The organism is Hyphobacterium sp. (assembly GCF_965217055.1).
Classification (GTDB): domain Bacteria; phylum Pseudomonadota; class Alphaproteobacteria; order Caulobacterales; family Maricaulaceae; genus Hyphobacterium.
The window spans coordinates 718,644-731,802 of sequence record NZ_OZ244227.1 but is presented as its reverse complement, the minus strand read 5'-3'; the positions used below and the strand labels follow the sequence as shown (position 1 = coordinate 731,802).

General features: G+C 63.2%; 16 protein-coding genes. 9 read left to right on the top strand and 7 right to left on the bottom strand.

What is annotated here, in order from left to right:
* Nucleotide 1 precedes the first annotated feature (1 nt).
* Complete coding sequence (locus ACOOFN_RS03665; protein ID WP_420433788.1) at nucleotides 2-898, bottom strand: DUF58 domain-containing protein; 897 nt, start codon at nucleotides 896-898, stop codon at nucleotides 2-4.
* Between the two features lie 15 nt (nucleotides 899-913).
* Complete coding sequence (locus tag ACOOFN_RS03660; protein ID WP_420434999.1) at nucleotides 914-1,888, bottom strand: AAA family ATPase; 975 nt, start codon at nucleotides 1,886-1,888, stop codon at nucleotides 914-916.
* Between the two features lie 197 nt (nucleotides 1,889-2,085).
* Here ACOOFN_RS03660 and ACOOFN_RS03655 point away from each other — a divergent pair, with 197 nt between their 5' ends.
* Genes ACOOFN_RS03655 through ACOOFN_RS03640 form a run of 4 tightly spaced genes read left to right on the top strand, consistent with a single transcriptional unit; the run spans nucleotide 2,086 to nucleotide 4,826 of the window.
* Nucleotides 2,086-2,652 (top strand): DUF1285 domain-containing protein, encoded by a 567-nt coding sequence (locus ACOOFN_RS03655; protein ID WP_420433786.1) that lies wholly within the window; start codon nucleotides 2,086-2,088, stop codon nucleotides 2,650-2,652.
* The gene (locus ACOOFN_RS03650; RefSeq protein WP_420433784.1) at nucleotides 2,649-3,266 is read left to right on the top strand and encodes a CoA pyrophosphatase; all 618 of its coding nucleotides are present in this window, start codon (nucleotides 2,649-2,651) and stop codon (nucleotides 3,264-3,266) included. Before ACOOFN_RS03655 ends, ACOOFN_RS03650 begins: the two co-directional genes overlap by 4 nt.
* Nucleotides 3,266-3,649, top strand: a complete 384-nt coding sequence (locus ACOOFN_RS03645; protein ID WP_420433782.1) for a DUF6111 family protein — start codon at nucleotides 3,266-3,268, stop codon at nucleotides 3,647-3,649. The genes ACOOFN_RS03650 and ACOOFN_RS03645 overlap by 1 nt, the downstream gene beginning before the upstream one ends.
* Nucleotides 3,621-4,826, top strand: coding sequence for a CCA tRNA nucleotidyltransferase (locus tag ACOOFN_RS03640; protein ID WP_420433780.1), 1,206 nt, complete (start codon nucleotides 3,621-3,623; stop codon nucleotides 4,824-4,826). The genes ACOOFN_RS03645 and ACOOFN_RS03640 overlap by 29 nt, the downstream gene beginning before the upstream one ends.
* On the opposite strand, the gene ACOOFN_RS03635 is transcribed toward ACOOFN_RS03640, so the two are convergent.
* The 5 genes from ACOOFN_RS03635 to ACOOFN_RS03615 all read right to left on the bottom strand — a co-directional run bounded on the left by ACOOFN_RS03635 (nucleotide 4,823) and on the right by ACOOFN_RS03615 (nucleotide 8,497).
* Nucleotides 4,823-5,269: a hypothetical protein gene (locus tag ACOOFN_RS03635; RefSeq protein WP_420433778.1), complete on the bottom strand. Its 447-nt coding sequence runs from the start codon at nucleotides 5,267-5,269 to the stop codon at nucleotides 4,823-4,825. The two genes, ACOOFN_RS03640 and ACOOFN_RS03635, sit on opposite strands and share 4 nt — an antisense overlap.
* A gap of 127 nt (nucleotides 5,270-5,396) precedes the next feature.
* Nucleotides 5,397-6,110: a CPBP family intramembrane glutamic endopeptidase gene (locus ACOOFN_RS03630; protein WP_420433776.1), complete on the bottom strand. Its 714-nt coding sequence runs from the start codon at nucleotides 6,108-6,110 to the stop codon at nucleotides 5,397-5,399.
* Between the two features lie 52 nt (nucleotides 6,111-6,162).
* Complete coding sequence (locus ACOOFN_RS03625) at nucleotides 6,163-6,933, bottom strand: AraC family transcriptional regulator (RefSeq protein ID WP_420433774.1); 771 nt, start codon at nucleotides 6,931-6,933, stop codon at nucleotides 6,163-6,165.
* A gap of 124 nt (nucleotides 6,934-7,057) precedes the next feature.
* A complete protein-coding gene (gene hemF, locus ACOOFN_RS03620; RefSeq protein ID WP_420433772.1) occupies nucleotides 7,058-7,930 on the bottom strand; it encodes an oxygen-dependent coproporphyrinogen oxidase in 873 nt (290 codons plus the stop codon).
* Between the two features lie 126 nt (nucleotides 7,931-8,056).
* Nucleotides 8,057-8,497 (bottom strand): tRNA (cytidine(34)-2'-O)-methyltransferase, encoded by a 441-nt coding sequence (locus ACOOFN_RS03615; RefSeq protein WP_420433770.1) that lies wholly within the window; start codon nucleotides 8,495-8,497, stop codon nucleotides 8,057-8,059.
* A gap of 184 nt (nucleotides 8,498-8,681) precedes the next feature.
* On the opposite strand from ACOOFN_RS03615, the gene petA reads away from it, so the two are divergent.
* The 5 genes from petA to ACOOFN_RS03590 all read left to right on the top strand — a co-directional run bounded on the left by petA (nucleotide 8,682) and on the right by ACOOFN_RS03590 (nucleotide 13,089).
* On the top strand, nucleotides 8,682-9,269 hold the full coding sequence (gene petA, locus ACOOFN_RS03610; RefSeq protein ID WP_420433768.1) for a ubiquinol-cytochrome c reductase iron-sulfur subunit: 588 nt from the start codon (nucleotides 8,682-8,684) through the stop codon (nucleotides 9,267-9,269).
* The gene (locus ACOOFN_RS03605) at nucleotides 9,266-10,552 is read left to right on the top strand and encodes a cytochrome b (protein ID WP_420433766.1); all 1,287 of its coding nucleotides are present in this window, start codon (nucleotides 9,266-9,268) and stop codon (nucleotides 10,550-10,552) included. Before petA ends, ACOOFN_RS03605 begins: the two co-directional genes overlap by 4 nt.
* Nucleotides 10,553-10,568: 16 nt before the next feature.
* The gene (locus ACOOFN_RS03600; RefSeq protein ID WP_420433764.1) at nucleotides 10,569-11,396 is read left to right on the top strand and encodes a cytochrome c1; all 828 of its coding nucleotides are present in this window, start codon (nucleotides 10,569-10,571) and stop codon (nucleotides 11,394-11,396) included.
* A gap of 82 nt (nucleotides 11,397-11,478) precedes the next feature.
* The gene (gene mtnP / locus ACOOFN_RS03595; protein ID WP_420433762.1) at nucleotides 11,479-12,351 is read left to right on the top strand and encodes an S-methyl-5'-thioadenosine phosphorylase; all 873 of its coding nucleotides are present in this window, start codon (nucleotides 11,479-11,481) and stop codon (nucleotides 12,349-12,351) included.
* A gap of 12 nt (nucleotides 12,352-12,363) precedes the next feature.
* Nucleotides 12,364-13,089, top strand: a complete 726-nt coding sequence (locus tag ACOOFN_RS03590) for a hypothetical protein (protein ID WP_420433760.1) — start codon at nucleotides 12,364-12,366, stop codon at nucleotides 13,087-13,089.
* Nucleotides 13,090-13,159: the final 70 nt, after the last annotated feature.

The following is a 13,159-nucleotide window of genomic DNA, read 5'->3' as shown; positions in this document are numbered from 1 at the left end:
GTCAGACTTCCCGGGCCAGGGCGCGATAAAGCGCGAGGACAGCCTGCGTGGCCGGACGATCGGTGCGGTGCGTGACCAGTGTCCAGTCATAGGCGCGAGCCAGGTCGGCAAGCCGGTCGCCATGCTCCTGCCAGCGCGCCCGGTAAGCCTTGCGGGCTTCTTCGGCGCGGCCGAACAGCAGATGATCGCTGTCGTCCACGGCTTCGAACTTGGTGCGGCCCTTGAACGGGAAATCCTCTTCCATCGGATCGATGATGCGCAACAACGCGCCGCCGGCCTGCATCGCCGCATAGCGCGAGAGCCGCGCCCGCCAGGTCTCGATCGGGTCAAGAAAATCGCTTGCCAGCACGACACGGCCATATTGGAAAATCGGCGCGGCCTCGACCGAAGCCAGGCTGCCCGGGCCGGTCGCCAGACGCAGCGCGGTTCGTTCAAGGCCGAGTTCGCCGCTTCGCGCACGGGTGCTTTCGCCGAGCACTGCGACGCGTTCGCCGCCGCGCGAAAGCAAGGCGGACATCGCAATCATGCACACTGCGGCGCGATCCTTTTTCAGCGGGAATTCCCGTGAGGACGCGAAATTCATCGTCGCCGACCCGTCGCGCCACAGCCAAACCGTATTGGCCGATTCCTGCTCGTTCTCGCGGACATAAAGGTCGGCGGACTTTGCCGACATTCGCCAGTCCACGGCGGCTGCACCGTCCTCGGTGCGATGGTGCCGGTATTCCCAGAAGGTTTCCCCGAGCCCGCGCTTGCGCTGCCCGTGCACGCCCATCATCACGCTGGCGGCGATGCGCTCGGCTTCCGCCACCAGTTCGCCAAAAGGTGCCGACGCGGCTTCGCCTGCCTGGCGCAGCTGGGCGGCGCGTTGGGTGTCATCACGGGCAAAGGGCGAGCGCATGGGCGCTGGTTTTCCTTAAGCGGCTTTGGCGGCGAGGCGGGAGATCAGCGATTCCAGGGTCAGGCCATCCGCACGCGCTGCGAAAGAAAGCGCCATGCGGTGTTTCAGCACCGGTTCGGCCAGCGCTGCAACGTCCTCGGTCGACGGTGCAAGACGGCCCTGCAGCAGCGCACGAGCGCGACAGGCGAGCATCAGCGCCTGGCCCGCCCGCGGACCCGGCCCCCAGGAGACGCCACGCTGAACATCCGCATCATCGCTTTCGTCGGGACGCGCCAGGTGCACGAGATCGAGGATGGCTTCGACCACTTTCTCGCCGACCGGCATGCGCCGGACCAGCATCTGCAGGTCGAGAATTTCGTCCGGCGACAGCACGGGCTCGGCCTCGCCTTCGTTCGACCCGGTCGTCGCCAGCAGGATTTCGCGCTCGTCGCCGCGATTCGGATAAGGAATGTCGACGCGCAGCAGGAAACGGTCGAGCTGGGCTTCCGGCAGCGGATAGGTGCCTTCCTGTTCGATCGGGTTCTGCGTTGCCAGGACATGGAAGGGGGCCGGCAGGTCGTGGCGTTCGCCGGCCACCGTCACATAGCGCTCCTGCATCGCCTGCAGCAGGGCGGCCTGGGTACGCGGGCTGGCGCGGTTGATCTCGTCCGCCATCAACAGGCGGCAGAAGACCGGCCCCCGAATGAAGCGGAAAGACCGCTTGCCGGCCTTGCTCTCTTCGAGCACTTCCGAGCCGATGATATCGGCCGGCATGAGGTCCGGCGTGAACTGGATGCGCTTGGTATCAAGTCCGGTCGCCACCGCGATCGTGTCCACCAGCCGGGTCTTGGCGAGGCCGGGGGCACCAACCAGCAGGGCATGACCGCCCGACAGGATGGCCGCCAGACACAGTTCGATCTGGTCTTCGAGACCATAAATCACCTTGCCGATCGAGGCCCGCGTGGCCGCCAGCCGTTCGGCAGCCATGTCAGCGGCCTTGACCACATCCATTTCGGCCAGCGAATTCGTTTTCGTGGCGGCAGACCTGGGCGCCCGCGGCGGCTTCGCAGCGGTCGAGGCAGTCTTTTTCGTGGTGCTTGCCGGTTTTCTCGCCAAGGTATTCTCCCTAAATCCCGGTTCCAGGCCGCACGCGCCATTGTCCGGTGCGGGCCGGATGTGGAGAATGACGGTGCAAAAACGGAGTGTCCATGCCTGTCGATGATATGATGCAGTCGCTGTTGAAGGCAGCGGAATCCGCAGGTGACGGCTTGCCCCCGGTCGAGCAGTGGAACCCGGAGCATTGCGGCACCATGGATCTCGTTATCCGCCGCGATGGCAGCTGGTGGCATGAAGGACGTCGCATCACGCGCGACCGTCTTGTAAGGCTGTTTGCGCGCATCTTGCGAAAAGATGACGATGGCGTTCATTATCTCGTCACGCCGGTCGAAAAACAGGCCGTGACGGTCGAGACCGCGCCTTTCGTTGCCATTCGTGTCGATCGTGCCGATGAAGACGGCGAACCCGTCCTTGTCTTCACATCAAATGTTGGTGATGTTGTCGCTGCGGGCCCCGATCATCCGATACGCGTCGAGACCGACCCGGAGACCGGCGAGCCCGAGCCTTTCATCCTGATCCGTGGCCGCCTCGAGGCGTTGATCAACCGGCCGTCATTCTACGAGCTCGTGGAATCCGCGGATATTCGCGAAGAGGACGGCGCCCGGGTGCTTTATGTCCGATCGCGCGGCGTGGATTTCCGGCTGGGCACAGCGGAATGACGCCAGCCGCCATTCTCGCCCTCATGGAAGAGCGGCTCGATCATCCGGAACGTCCTCTCAAGTCCGCGTCGCGCGGCGATGGCGATCTCAACGACCTGCCGTCCCCGACGGGCCGACAGCTGAACCAGGCCGCGGTGCTCGCCCCGTTGATCCTGCATGACGGGCCGCCGCGCTTCCTGTTCACGGTGCGGGCGGAGCATCTCACCCAGCACGCCGGACAGATCAGCTTCCCCGGCGGCCGCCGCGAACCCGGGGAAACACTGCCTGAAACGGCCCTGCGGGAGACCCGGGAGGAAATCGGCATTGCGCCGGAGCATGTCGAAATTCTCGGCTGTTTCGATCCCTACGAGACGGTGACAGCCTTCCAGGTCACCCCTTTTGTCGGCGTGGTGCGGCCCGGATATACCGTGACACCGGACCAACAAGAGGTATCCGACGTCTTCGAAACCCCCTTTGATTTCCTGATGGATGCGGCCAACCATGAACGTCACGAGCGTGAATTCCGTGGCCAGATGCGACGATTCTGGGCCATGCCATGGAAAGACCGCTATATATGGGGCGCTACGGCGGGCATGCTGCGCGCGCTGCACGACCGCCTGTTTGGAGATGATTGATGGTCCGCCTGGCTTTCCTCGAAATGCTGCTCTTCCTGACGCCGTTCATCGCATTTGCGCTGTGGCGCCTGTCGATGCAGGCGACGGTGGAGATCGCCGAGCACCAGCCGGCGCCGGTCTGGATCCTGTCGGCGATCGGCGGATTTCTCGCCGCGGCCGGTTTTGTGTTCCTCGTTTTCATGTCGGACACCGGTGATTCCGAGCATTCGACCTATATCCCGCCGCGGCTGGGCGCTGACGGCATCGAACGCGCTGAATTCAACAATCAGCCCGGCGAGGCTCCGCCGCAGGATTTCCGCAATTTCGGCGAGCCGTCCGATCACACGGTGACGACCGACCTCGACGAGGAAGAGGATGACGGCGATCCGCCTTCACCCCGCTGATCATGCCTGGATGAGCGACCCCGCAACGCTGCGGGTGATGGCGGCACTCGAGGCCGCCGTACCGGGTGGTGCGCGCTTTGTCGGCGGATGCATCCGCAATGCGTTGCTGGGTGAACCGGTCGACGATATCGACATCGCGACCGTGCTCGAACCCGAGGCCGCCAGAACCGCCCTGGAAGCCGCGGACATCGCCGTCCATCCCACCGGCATCGATCATGGCACGCTGACCGCGGTGGCCAATCACAAATCGTTCGAAGTCACCACGCTGCGCCGGGATGTATCGACCGACGGGCGCCGCGCGACTGTCGCCTTTACCACGGACTGGGCCGAGGATGCCGCGCGCCGCGATTTCCGGATCAATGCGCTCTATGCCGATCGCGAAGGCCTGGTCTTCGATCCGGTCGGCGGGTTGGAGGACATACCCGGCCGCCGCATCGTCTTCATCGGCCGGCCTGAAGATCGCATTGCCGAGGATTATCTGCGCATCCTCCGCTTTTTCCGTTTCTACGCCTGGTATGGCGATGGCGATCCTGATCCCGACGGCCTCGCTGCCTGCGCTGCCATGACAGACGGTCTTGCCCGGCTGTCTGCCGAGCGCGTCTGGGTGGAAACCAAGAAGCTGCTCGCTGCATCCGACCCGGCGCCCGCCCTGCGGCTGATGGCGGAAACCGGCGTGGCGCAGGCGCTTTATGCCGCCACACCCGATACAGTGCGCGTGTCACGCCTAGCCGCGCTCGGCGGCGAGGACCCGTTGCTGCGGTTCGCAGCGGTGATGGGGAAAGGTGTGGCGGGTCTCATACGCTCGATGAAAATGTCGAACGCCGAGGCCGGGCGCATCCGCAGGATGACCGACACCGGACTGGCCGCTGATATCTCCGGGAATTGGCCGGTACGCGCCGAGCTGGAGAAGCTGGTTTATCGCCACGGCAATGAAACCGTTGCCGATCAGCTCTTCCTGCTGTTCTCGCAAGACGAAACGCCGCCCGAAGGCTGGGGCGGGGCGATCGCCCATGTCCTATGCTTCAAGGCACCGGACTTTCCGGTGAACGGTGCGGATCTGCAGAAAACCGGCCTCGCGCCGGGTCCCGAAATGGGCGAAACGCTGCGACGCCTCGAAAACGCCTGGGTGAACAGCCGGTTTCGATTGGATCGCGCGACGCTCCTGTCGAAGCTCTAGTCGAGCACACCCAACCGGCCACGCCAGCCGACGATCAGCCCGGTCACACCGCCCGCAAGCGTTGACGCGATTTCCCGCAGGGGCGACGACAATTGTGACGCGACCAACTGATCGGGCAAATGCGGAATCACGAAGCTGATTGCGTAACCGACAGCGAGGCCGAGTATCAGGGTGAGCCAGATTTTCACCATCCCCCACCGGTGAAGCAGCCACCAGGCGAGCAAGCCCAGCGGGACGACAAAGGGCACAATGACGGGCGTCGAGAAGAACAGGTAGAAAAAGACCAGGAAGACATAATCCCACCAGTCCGGAGCCCCCACAGCATCCTGAAATTGCAGCCCGTCAAGGACGGTGGCGGTCACCAGGATGCCGGCATTGATGACGCAGGCCAGCAAGAGGCCGAGAAAAACGCGTCGGAAAGCGGTGGTGGAATCGAGTCCCATTAGACGGTCCGTCGTACAGGCGGAGCCGCATATGCGCTGGCCCGCAAGGTGAGCAAAACCGAGTTTGGACCTTGAGTCTTGGCGAATGATCAAGTGGAACCGCCAGCGCGCGGCCGCACGACCGATGTCAGATATCGAGGTCGAGATACATGGCGGTGAAAGCGAGTGTATCCACGCATCCATGCGCCACGATCAACGGCCAGAGGTTCCGCTTGTAGAGAATGTAGAGCGTGCCGATCGCCAATCCGATCATGCCCGTGACAACGAGGCCGCGCACGCCCTGATAATACATGTGCGCTATGCCGAATCCGACCGCGGCGAGGACGACCGCCACGGGCACCGCCCAGCGTGCATCCGGCATCAACCGTGACAAACGATCGATGACATAGCCGCGGAAGAAGACCTCTTCGCCGAATCCGGCACTGATCCAGGCAATGGCGAGCCATCCCAAATAGACCGGCAGATTGCCGACGATATCGCCCCAGCGATCCTCGACACCTTCCTGGGTGCCTGCGGTGGTCCAGAAACCGAGGGCCTCGCCGAGAAACGCTGTCCCCGCGCCGAGGCCCAGAATGGCAACAATGCCGATCGCGGCTTGCGGCACGACAAGCGGTAGTGACCACCAGCGTTTGAGCCGGATCAGGCCGAAACGGGACCAGGGCTCACCCGTCAACCGGGAAAAGACGAGGATCGTGCTTAGGGCGCACAGAAGTGAGAGCGGTCCGGCGAATTTCCAGACGATCTGATCGAAGACCAGCTTGCTGCCGACGAGTACGCCGAGCACGATGGCAAATTCGAGAAGAATGAAAAGGCGCGAGCGATTGGAGGCGGACAAGGTCATGGTTTTCCTGTGGGCTGAATGAAGCCTTATCCAGCCACAGTTCGCGTTTGCACTATTGAACGATCGTGCGGGCCGCTCTCATCCGGAGCCATGTTCGCGGCGTGACACCGTAAGCCTGCTTGAACTGTCGGGAAAGATGGCTCTGGTCGGCAAATCCCGCGGCATAGGCGGCATCCGCTATGGCCTGTCCTTGGTCCAGACCCGCACAAGCTGCCTCCAGCCGTCGCAACTGTACGAAGCGGTAGGGGCTGGTGCCAAACAGGGCGGAGAAGTCGCGCGACAACTGCCAGCGGTTTTCGCCGGTCGCGGCTTCCAGTTCCGCCAGGCTCACATTCTGGTCCGGATGATCAAGGATGATCTCCCTGGCCTGGCGCGCTGCCCGCCGGTTTCGCGTCGCCAGCACCGGCCTGTATCCGCCGCTTTCCGCGAGCGCATCCGCCAATTCGACCAAGGCGGCTTCATAGCGATCGGCGCAGAGCGGCATGTGACAATCGTCAAGCAGGGCGGCGACCACACCCATCAGGCGCCGATCCCGCGTGACCCCGCCCGATATGAAGGGCAGGGGGCGGTAACCGAGCGCCGGTTGCAGGTCCGCCGGATCGATGGCGATTCCGCGATAACAGAAACCGTCCGGCGTGCCGGCCCGCCCATCGTGCTTTTCATCGGGATGTAGCACCACGAGCTCGCCGCGCTGCGAGACCCGCGACTCACCCCTGTAGTCGAAGCACTGGGCGCCGGACAGCGTCAGGGCGAAGACATAGCTGTCATGACGGTGCGGCGCATAGCACTCCGCGCCGATATGGATTTCGCTCCGCTGCGGCAATCGGCGTTTTGGCGGGTTTCGCGGGATGTACTGTCCGGTCACGTGACTACCTGGCCTTTTGTTTCACAGACCGTGATGACCGGCACCACCGGATCGGATGCAAAACGCGACAGTAGCTAGCGTCCTAGGGCCATTTTGCCTCGGGCGGCATGGACGACAGGATGGAGGTCACATTGCCGCCGGTCTCGAGTCCGAACTTGGTGCCGCGATCGTAGAGCAGGTTGAACTCGGCATAGCGCCCGCGCCGGATGAGTTGCTCCTCGCGGTCGGCCTCGGTCCAGGGCGTTGCCATGCGGCTCCGCACGATCTTCGGATACACTTCGAGGAAGGCGCGGCCGACATCCTGGGTGAACGCAAAATCCGCCGCCCAGTCGCCCGAATCGTGGCGGTCGTAGAAGATGCCGCCCACGCCGCGCGGCTCATTGCGGTGTTTCAGCCAGAAATACTCGTCACACCATTTGTCGAAGCGCTCGTAATAATCCGCTCCATGCTTGTCGCAGGCCGTTTTGCAGGCGGCGTGGAATGTTCGGGCATCTTCGGCCGACTTGTTGCGCTGGTAGTCCTGTGTCGGGTTGAGGTCCAGACCGCCGCCGAACCAGCCCACGGTCGTGGTGATGTAGCGTGTGTTCATGTGCACCGCCGGAACATGCGGGTTGTACATGTGTGCAATCAGCGAAATCCCGGACGCCCAGAATCGCGGGTCTTCCGAGGCGCCGGGAATCTGCTTGGCGAACTCCGGAGAGAATTCGCCATGCACGGTCGAGCAGTGCACGCCGACCTTTTCGAACAGCCGGCCGCGCATCATCGAGGCGACGCCGCCGCCCTGGTCGACCTTGCCGGAACCGCGTGACCACGCCTCGCGTTCGAACCGGCCGGCTGTGCCGGAATAGAGATCGGCGGGCGCCTCGTCCTCGAGTCGTTCGAATTCCGCGCAGATCTCGTCGCGCAGCGCCTCGAACCAGCCCCTGGCGGCGGATTTGCGTGTTTCAAGATTCATGAAAAGTGTCTCCGCACTGTCCAGCATGACGCGGTTTCCTTGGTGACCGAAACAGGCCACGAATAAAACCCCACATCGCTTGGGGTGAAATGAGGCGCGCCGCCGCGCGTCAGCCTGCCGCAGGGCCTAGCGCAATTGCCGCATCGCCTCGGCCAGCGCAATTCCGGCACTCATCGCGACGTTCAGCGAGCGCGCCTCAGGCCGGATCGGGATGAAAATGCGCGCGTCGGCATCGCCATGCACAGCCTCCGGCACGCCGGCTGATTCCCGGCCGAAAACCAGTTGGTCGTCTCGCTGGAATGAAAAATCCCATAAACTTTCAGCGCCTTGCGTCGTGAACAACACCATGCGGCCAGGGCCCCGACTCGCCTGCCAATGGTCGTACGAATCATGCCGCCGGAAATCCGCCAATGGCGCGTAATCCAGCGCTGCGCGGCGCATCGCCCGGTCATTCAGCGGAAAGGCACATGGCTCGATCACGTCAATCCCCGCGTCGAAACAGGCCGCCAGGCGGATCGACGCGCCGAGGTTTTGCGGAATATCTGGTTGAAAAAATACGAGCCGCATTTTAAGCCGCGCTGGACGTGGGTTCGGGGGGCATGCGGCGGTCTGCCGCTTCGCTCTCTGCACCCCATCGGTATAAGTGAGGCGGTGATGCCCTCCCGGGGCAATCTCCGTCAAGCGGGGAAACCGGTTGCGGCCGCAACCGGACAGCCAGGCAACAGACAAGAGGTCGGCCGTGACAGACCATATGACTGAAGAACCGACACGCCGGGACTTCATATACATCGTCGCAGGCGGAGCAGCCGCCATCGGCGGTGCCCTTACCTTGTGGCCTTTCATCGACCAGATGAACCCAGCCGCCGATACGCTGGCGCTGGGATCGATCCGGGTCGATATCTCACCTATTGCAGTGGGTCAGGAAATCACCGTGATGTATCGCGGCGGACCGGTCTTTATCCGCCACCGGACACCCGAACAGATTGCCGAAGCCGCGACCGTCGAGATGGATGACCTGATCGATGACCTGGCGCGCAACGAGAACCTGCCCGAAGACGCGTCCGCGGTAGACGCCAACCGCGTCCTCAACCCGGAATTCCTGATCGTGAAGGGCAATTGCACACACCTCGGTTGTGTGCCGGTCTCGCACCAGGGCGACTACGACTCCTGGTTCTGCCCGTGCCACGGTTCGCACTACGACCAGTCTGCGCGTATCCGCCGCGGCCCGGCGCCTGAGAATCTCCCGGTCCCGGCCTATGTCTTTGAACAGGACGGCGCGGTCGTGAAACTCGGCGCCACGCCGGAAGAAGTCGCTGAAGCCGGATGGAGCGTTGCATGAGCCATCAATCGACCTACGAACCGAAGACCGGTTTTGAGAAATGGCTGGATGCCCGGCTGCCGATCGTTCGCCTCGGATACGACAGCTTCGTCGATTTTCCGACGCCGCGTAACCTGAACTACTGGTACACGTTCGGCGGCATCCTTGCCGTCATTCTCGTCGCCCAGATCCTGACCGGGGTCGTGCTGGCGATGCATTACGTGCCGCACGAGGACATGGCCTTTGCCAGCGTCGAGCGCATCATGCGCGACGTCAATTATGGCTGGCTGATCCGCTACCTGCACTCGAACGGCGCATCGATGTTCTTCCTGGCGGTCTACATCCACATGTTCCGCGGCCTCTATTACGGCTCCTACAAGGCGCCCCGCGAAATGCTGTGGATCATCGGCGTTGTGATCTACATTCTCATGATGGCTGCCGCCTTCATGGGCTATGTGCTGCCCTGGGGCCAGATGTCCTATTGGGGCGCCATGGTGATCACCAATTTGCTGGGGGCGCTGCCGATCGTTGGCGAAGCGATCCGCGAATGGCTGTGGGGCGGGTTCTCGGTCGGCAATGCGACGCTGAACCGCTTCTTCTCGCTGCACTATCTGATCCCGTTCCTGATCGCCGGCCTGGTGATCCTCCATATCTGGGCGTTGCACGTTCCGGGCAATAACAACCCGACCGGTGTCGAAGTGAAGGGCAAGGGCGATACGCTGCCCTTCCACCCCTATTACACAGTGAAGGACGGGTTCGCGATTGTCGTCTTCCTGATGATCTTCATGGGCTTTGTCTTCTACGCACCGAACGTGCTCGGCCATGCCGACAACTATATCGAGGCCAATCCGCTCTCGACGCCGGCGCACATCGTTCCGGAATGGTACTTGCTGCCTTTCTACGCGATCCTGCGGGCCATCACTTTCGACATCGGCCCGATCAGCGCCAAGCTTGGCGGCGTGCTGGCGATGTTCGGCGCGATCGGCGTGCTCTTCGTCCTGCCCTGGCTGGACGGTTCGCCGGTGAAGTCGATGCGCTACCGCCCGGTCGCCAAATGGTTCTTCCTGATCTTCGTGATCGCCTGCTTCGGCCTCGGCTGGTGTGGTGCGGAAAATCCGGACAATCACGTGTTGGGCACGCCGCTGACCTTCCTGGTGATGGCACAGGCCCTGACGGCCTATTATTTCGCCTATTTCCTGGTGATCCTTCCGGTGCTCGGCTTTATCGAGAAACCGAAGGAACGCCCAGTCAGCATCGAAGCCTCCGTGCTCGGCAACCAGCCCGCTGCGGCATCCGCCGAATAGGGACGGGAGAGATAAGATGAAACGTTTTGTCACCGCTCTGGCCGCTCTGGCCGCCGTCTCTGCCCCGGCTCTGGCCGCGGAAGGCGAGGTGCACGCGCCGGAGCCGCACGATTGGTCCTGGGAAGGCCCGTTCGGCAGCTTCGACGACAACGAGCTCCAGCGCGGCTTCCTGGTCTATCAGCAGGTCTGCGCCAGCTGTCATGGCATGGACCTGTTGAGCTTCCGCAATCTGGGTCAGCCTGGCGGTCCGTTCGAGCAGATCCCCGATCCGGCGCATGAAGGCGAATACCTCACCTTTGCCAACCCGAACAACAATCCGGTCGTGATGCAGATCGCATCGGAATACATCATCACAGATGGACCCGACGATGTCGGCGACATGTTCGAGCGTCCGGGCATTCCGGCCGACCGCTTCCCGAACCCGTTCGCCAATCCGCAACAGGCGGCGGCGTCAAATGGCGGCGCTGTCCCGCCCGACTTTTCGGTGATCGTCAAGGCCCGCAATGGCGGCGCGGAATACATTCGCTCCCTACTGCTCGGCTATACGGGCGAAATACCTTACGACGTCGAGCTGCTGCCCGGTCAGCACTACAATGAATACTTCCCGGGTGGCGTCATCGCGATGGCGCCGCCGCTGTCGGACGGCATTGTGTCCTACCCGGATGGATCGCCGGAGACCGTCGAGCAGTACGCTCACGATGTGACGGCGTTCCTGGCCTGGGCATCCGAGCCGCACATGGAACAGCGCAAGCGCATGGGTCTGTCGGTGATGATTTTCCTGCTGATCTTCTCGATCCTGCTCTGGCTCGCCTACCGCCAGGTCTGGTCGAATGTGAAGCACTAGCCGGTTTTGCCGGTAGCGATTTGAAAGGCCGCAGCCCTTGCTGCGGCCTTTTTCTTTTGTCACGGGACGCTACGAATAGGTCATGACACATTGGAAACTCGGCATCATCGGCGGTTCCGGACTCTATGACTTGCCCGGACTTGCAGACATCCGCACCCGGCGTATGGAAACGCCCTGGGGGGAGCCGTCCGGGGAGCTGACCACCGGACGCCTGTCTGGCGTCGAGCTGGTTTTCCTGCCGCGTCATGGTCCCGGGCATGTCATCCCGCCAGACGCCATAAACTTCCGCGCCAACATTGCCGCCCTGAAACTGGCGGGATGCACCGACATCCTCGCCATATCGGCGTGCGGGTCGCTGAACGAGCAATTGCCGCCCGGGCAATTCATTGCTGTCGACCAGTATATCGACCGCACGACGTCACGCGTGAATTCCTTCTTCGAAGCCGGCTGCGCCGCGCATGTCTCGATGGCCGAGCCGGTCTGTGCGCGGCTGTCGGCGCTCGCGGCTGATGCCGCGGAGGCAGCAGGGGCAAACGTCACACGTGGCGGTATCTATCTCGCCATGGAAGGTCCGCAATTTTCCTCCCGCGCAGAAAGCGGGATCTATAGAAGCTGGGGCTGCGATGTCATCGGCATGACCAACATGCCCGAAGCGCGGCTCGCGCGGGAAGCCGAGCTGCCTTATGCCGCGCTCGCAATGGTCACCGACTTTGACAGCTGGCACGAGACCGAGGCGGCGGTCGACGTGCCGGCCGTGCTGGCCGTGATGCGACAGAATTCGGCGCTGGCTCGGGAAAGCATTGCCCGTCTCGCGGAAATGGTGTCCGATATTGATCGGACGCCGTCGCCGCAGGGGATCGAGCGCGTACTGGAGACGGCGATCATCACGCCGGCTGACGCACGCGATGCGAACCTTGTCGCCAGGCTCCGCTCGATCGCGGGGCGCGTTCTGTAAACGGGGGGAAGTGTGTTCGGGTACGGCCTGATTGCATGGATGTTGACGGTGGCGGCTGCGCTCGCAGCCGATGGCGGACCGGTCCCGCGAGCGATCGCGGAGAACGCATCGGCATCGGTGGTCGACGTGATCTGCCGCGTCGGTACGTCCAATCGCGGATCGCGCAGCCGCGGTGTACTGCTTGCCGGTGGCGGCGAGCTGCGCCGCGCCGAGGTGATCCTCACGACGGGTCACGGCGTGCGCTATTACAACTCCTCCCAGCCCCGCCAGTGCTGGATCGTCGACGCGTCCGGCCAGTCCCACGACATCATTTCGGTGATCCGCCCGCAGGGCATGAATTCGTCCTTCGAGGACTGGGCTATCATTCTCACCGCAGACGACTTCGCCCATCCGGAATGGCGTCTGCCGATCGTCTGGTCGACCATGGGCGAATCGGCACCGCGCTCGGTGGCGCTGCTCGGCCGCGATCATCTTTCGACCGGCTGCACGCTGCGCCAGAGCGAGCGCATTTCTGACGGCGGCGAGCGTGTGCGCGTGCATGATTGCGGATCCCGGCATGGCCTTTCCGGCGCGCCCCTGCTGACCCTCGAGGAAGGTCGTCTGTCGGTCATCGGCGTCAATGTCGGTCGCGTCACCGGTTTCGACGGACAGTCCATTGCCGTTGTCTTTGACGAAGGACTGATCGGATCGACTGTGGAAGGCACGCTGCAGCGTGCCGCCGAGATCGCGCCGGACTGACCGGCGGGCAGCAGCGCGTGACAGGTTGCGGCGTTGGGTCATGGACTTGGCGACGTTCGCCGACTAGCGT

Bases quoted from the DNA above. Each gene is read 5' to 3' on its own strand.
- ACOOFN_RS03660 (WP_420434999.1), bottom strand. From the start codon at position 1,888: ATGGATGTGGTCAAGGCCGCTGACATGGCTGCCGAACGGCTGGCGGCC.
- ACOOFN_RS03650 (WP_420433784.1), top strand. From the start codon at position 2,649: ATGACGCCAGCCGCCATTCTCGCCCTCATGGAAGAGCGGCTCGATCAT.
- ACOOFN_RS03615 (WP_420433770.1), bottom strand. From the start codon at position 8,497: ATGCGGCTCGTATTTTTTCAACCAGATATTCCGCAAAACCTCGGCGCG.
- ACOOFN_RS03600 (WP_420433764.1), top strand. From the start codon at position 10,569: ATGAAACGTTTTGTCACCGCTCTGGCCGCTCTGGCCGCCGTCTCTGCC.
- ACOOFN_RS03655 (WP_420433786.1), top strand. From the start codon at position 2,086: ATGCCTGTCGATGATATGATGCAGTCGCTGTTGAAGGCAGCGGAATCC.
- ACOOFN_RS03640 (WP_420433780.1), top strand. From the start codon at position 3,621: ATGACGGCGATCCGCCTTCACCCCGCTGATCATGCCTGGATGAGCGAC.
- ACOOFN_RS03630 (WP_420433776.1), bottom strand. From the start codon at position 6,110: ATGACCTTGTCCGCCTCCAATCGCTCGCGCCTTTTCATTCTTCTCGAA.
- ACOOFN_RS03635 (WP_420433778.1), bottom strand. From the start codon at position 5,269: ATGGGACTCGATTCCACCACCGCTTTCCGACGCGTTTTTCTCGGCCTC.
- petA (WP_420433768.1), top strand. From the start codon at position 8,682: ATGACTGAAGAACCGACACGCCGGGACTTCATATACATCGTCGCAGGC.
- hemF (WP_420433772.1), bottom strand. From the start codon at position 7,930: ATGAATCTTGAAACACGCAAATCCGCCGCCAGGGGCTGGTTCGAGGCG.
- ACOOFN_RS03605 (WP_420433766.1), top strand. From the start codon at position 9,266: ATGAGCCATCAATCGACCTACGAACCGAAGACCGGTTTTGAGAAATGG.
- ACOOFN_RS03645 (WP_420433782.1), top strand. From the start codon at position 3,266: ATGGTCCGCCTGGCTTTCCTCGAAATGCTGCTCTTCCTGACGCCGTTC.
- ACOOFN_RS03665 (WP_420433788.1), bottom strand. From the start codon at position 898: ATGCGCTCGCCCTTTGCCCGTGATGACACCCAACGCGCCGCCCAGCTG.
- mtnP (WP_420433762.1), top strand. From the start codon at position 11,479: ATGACACATTGGAAACTCGGCATCATCGGCGGTTCCGGACTCTATGAC.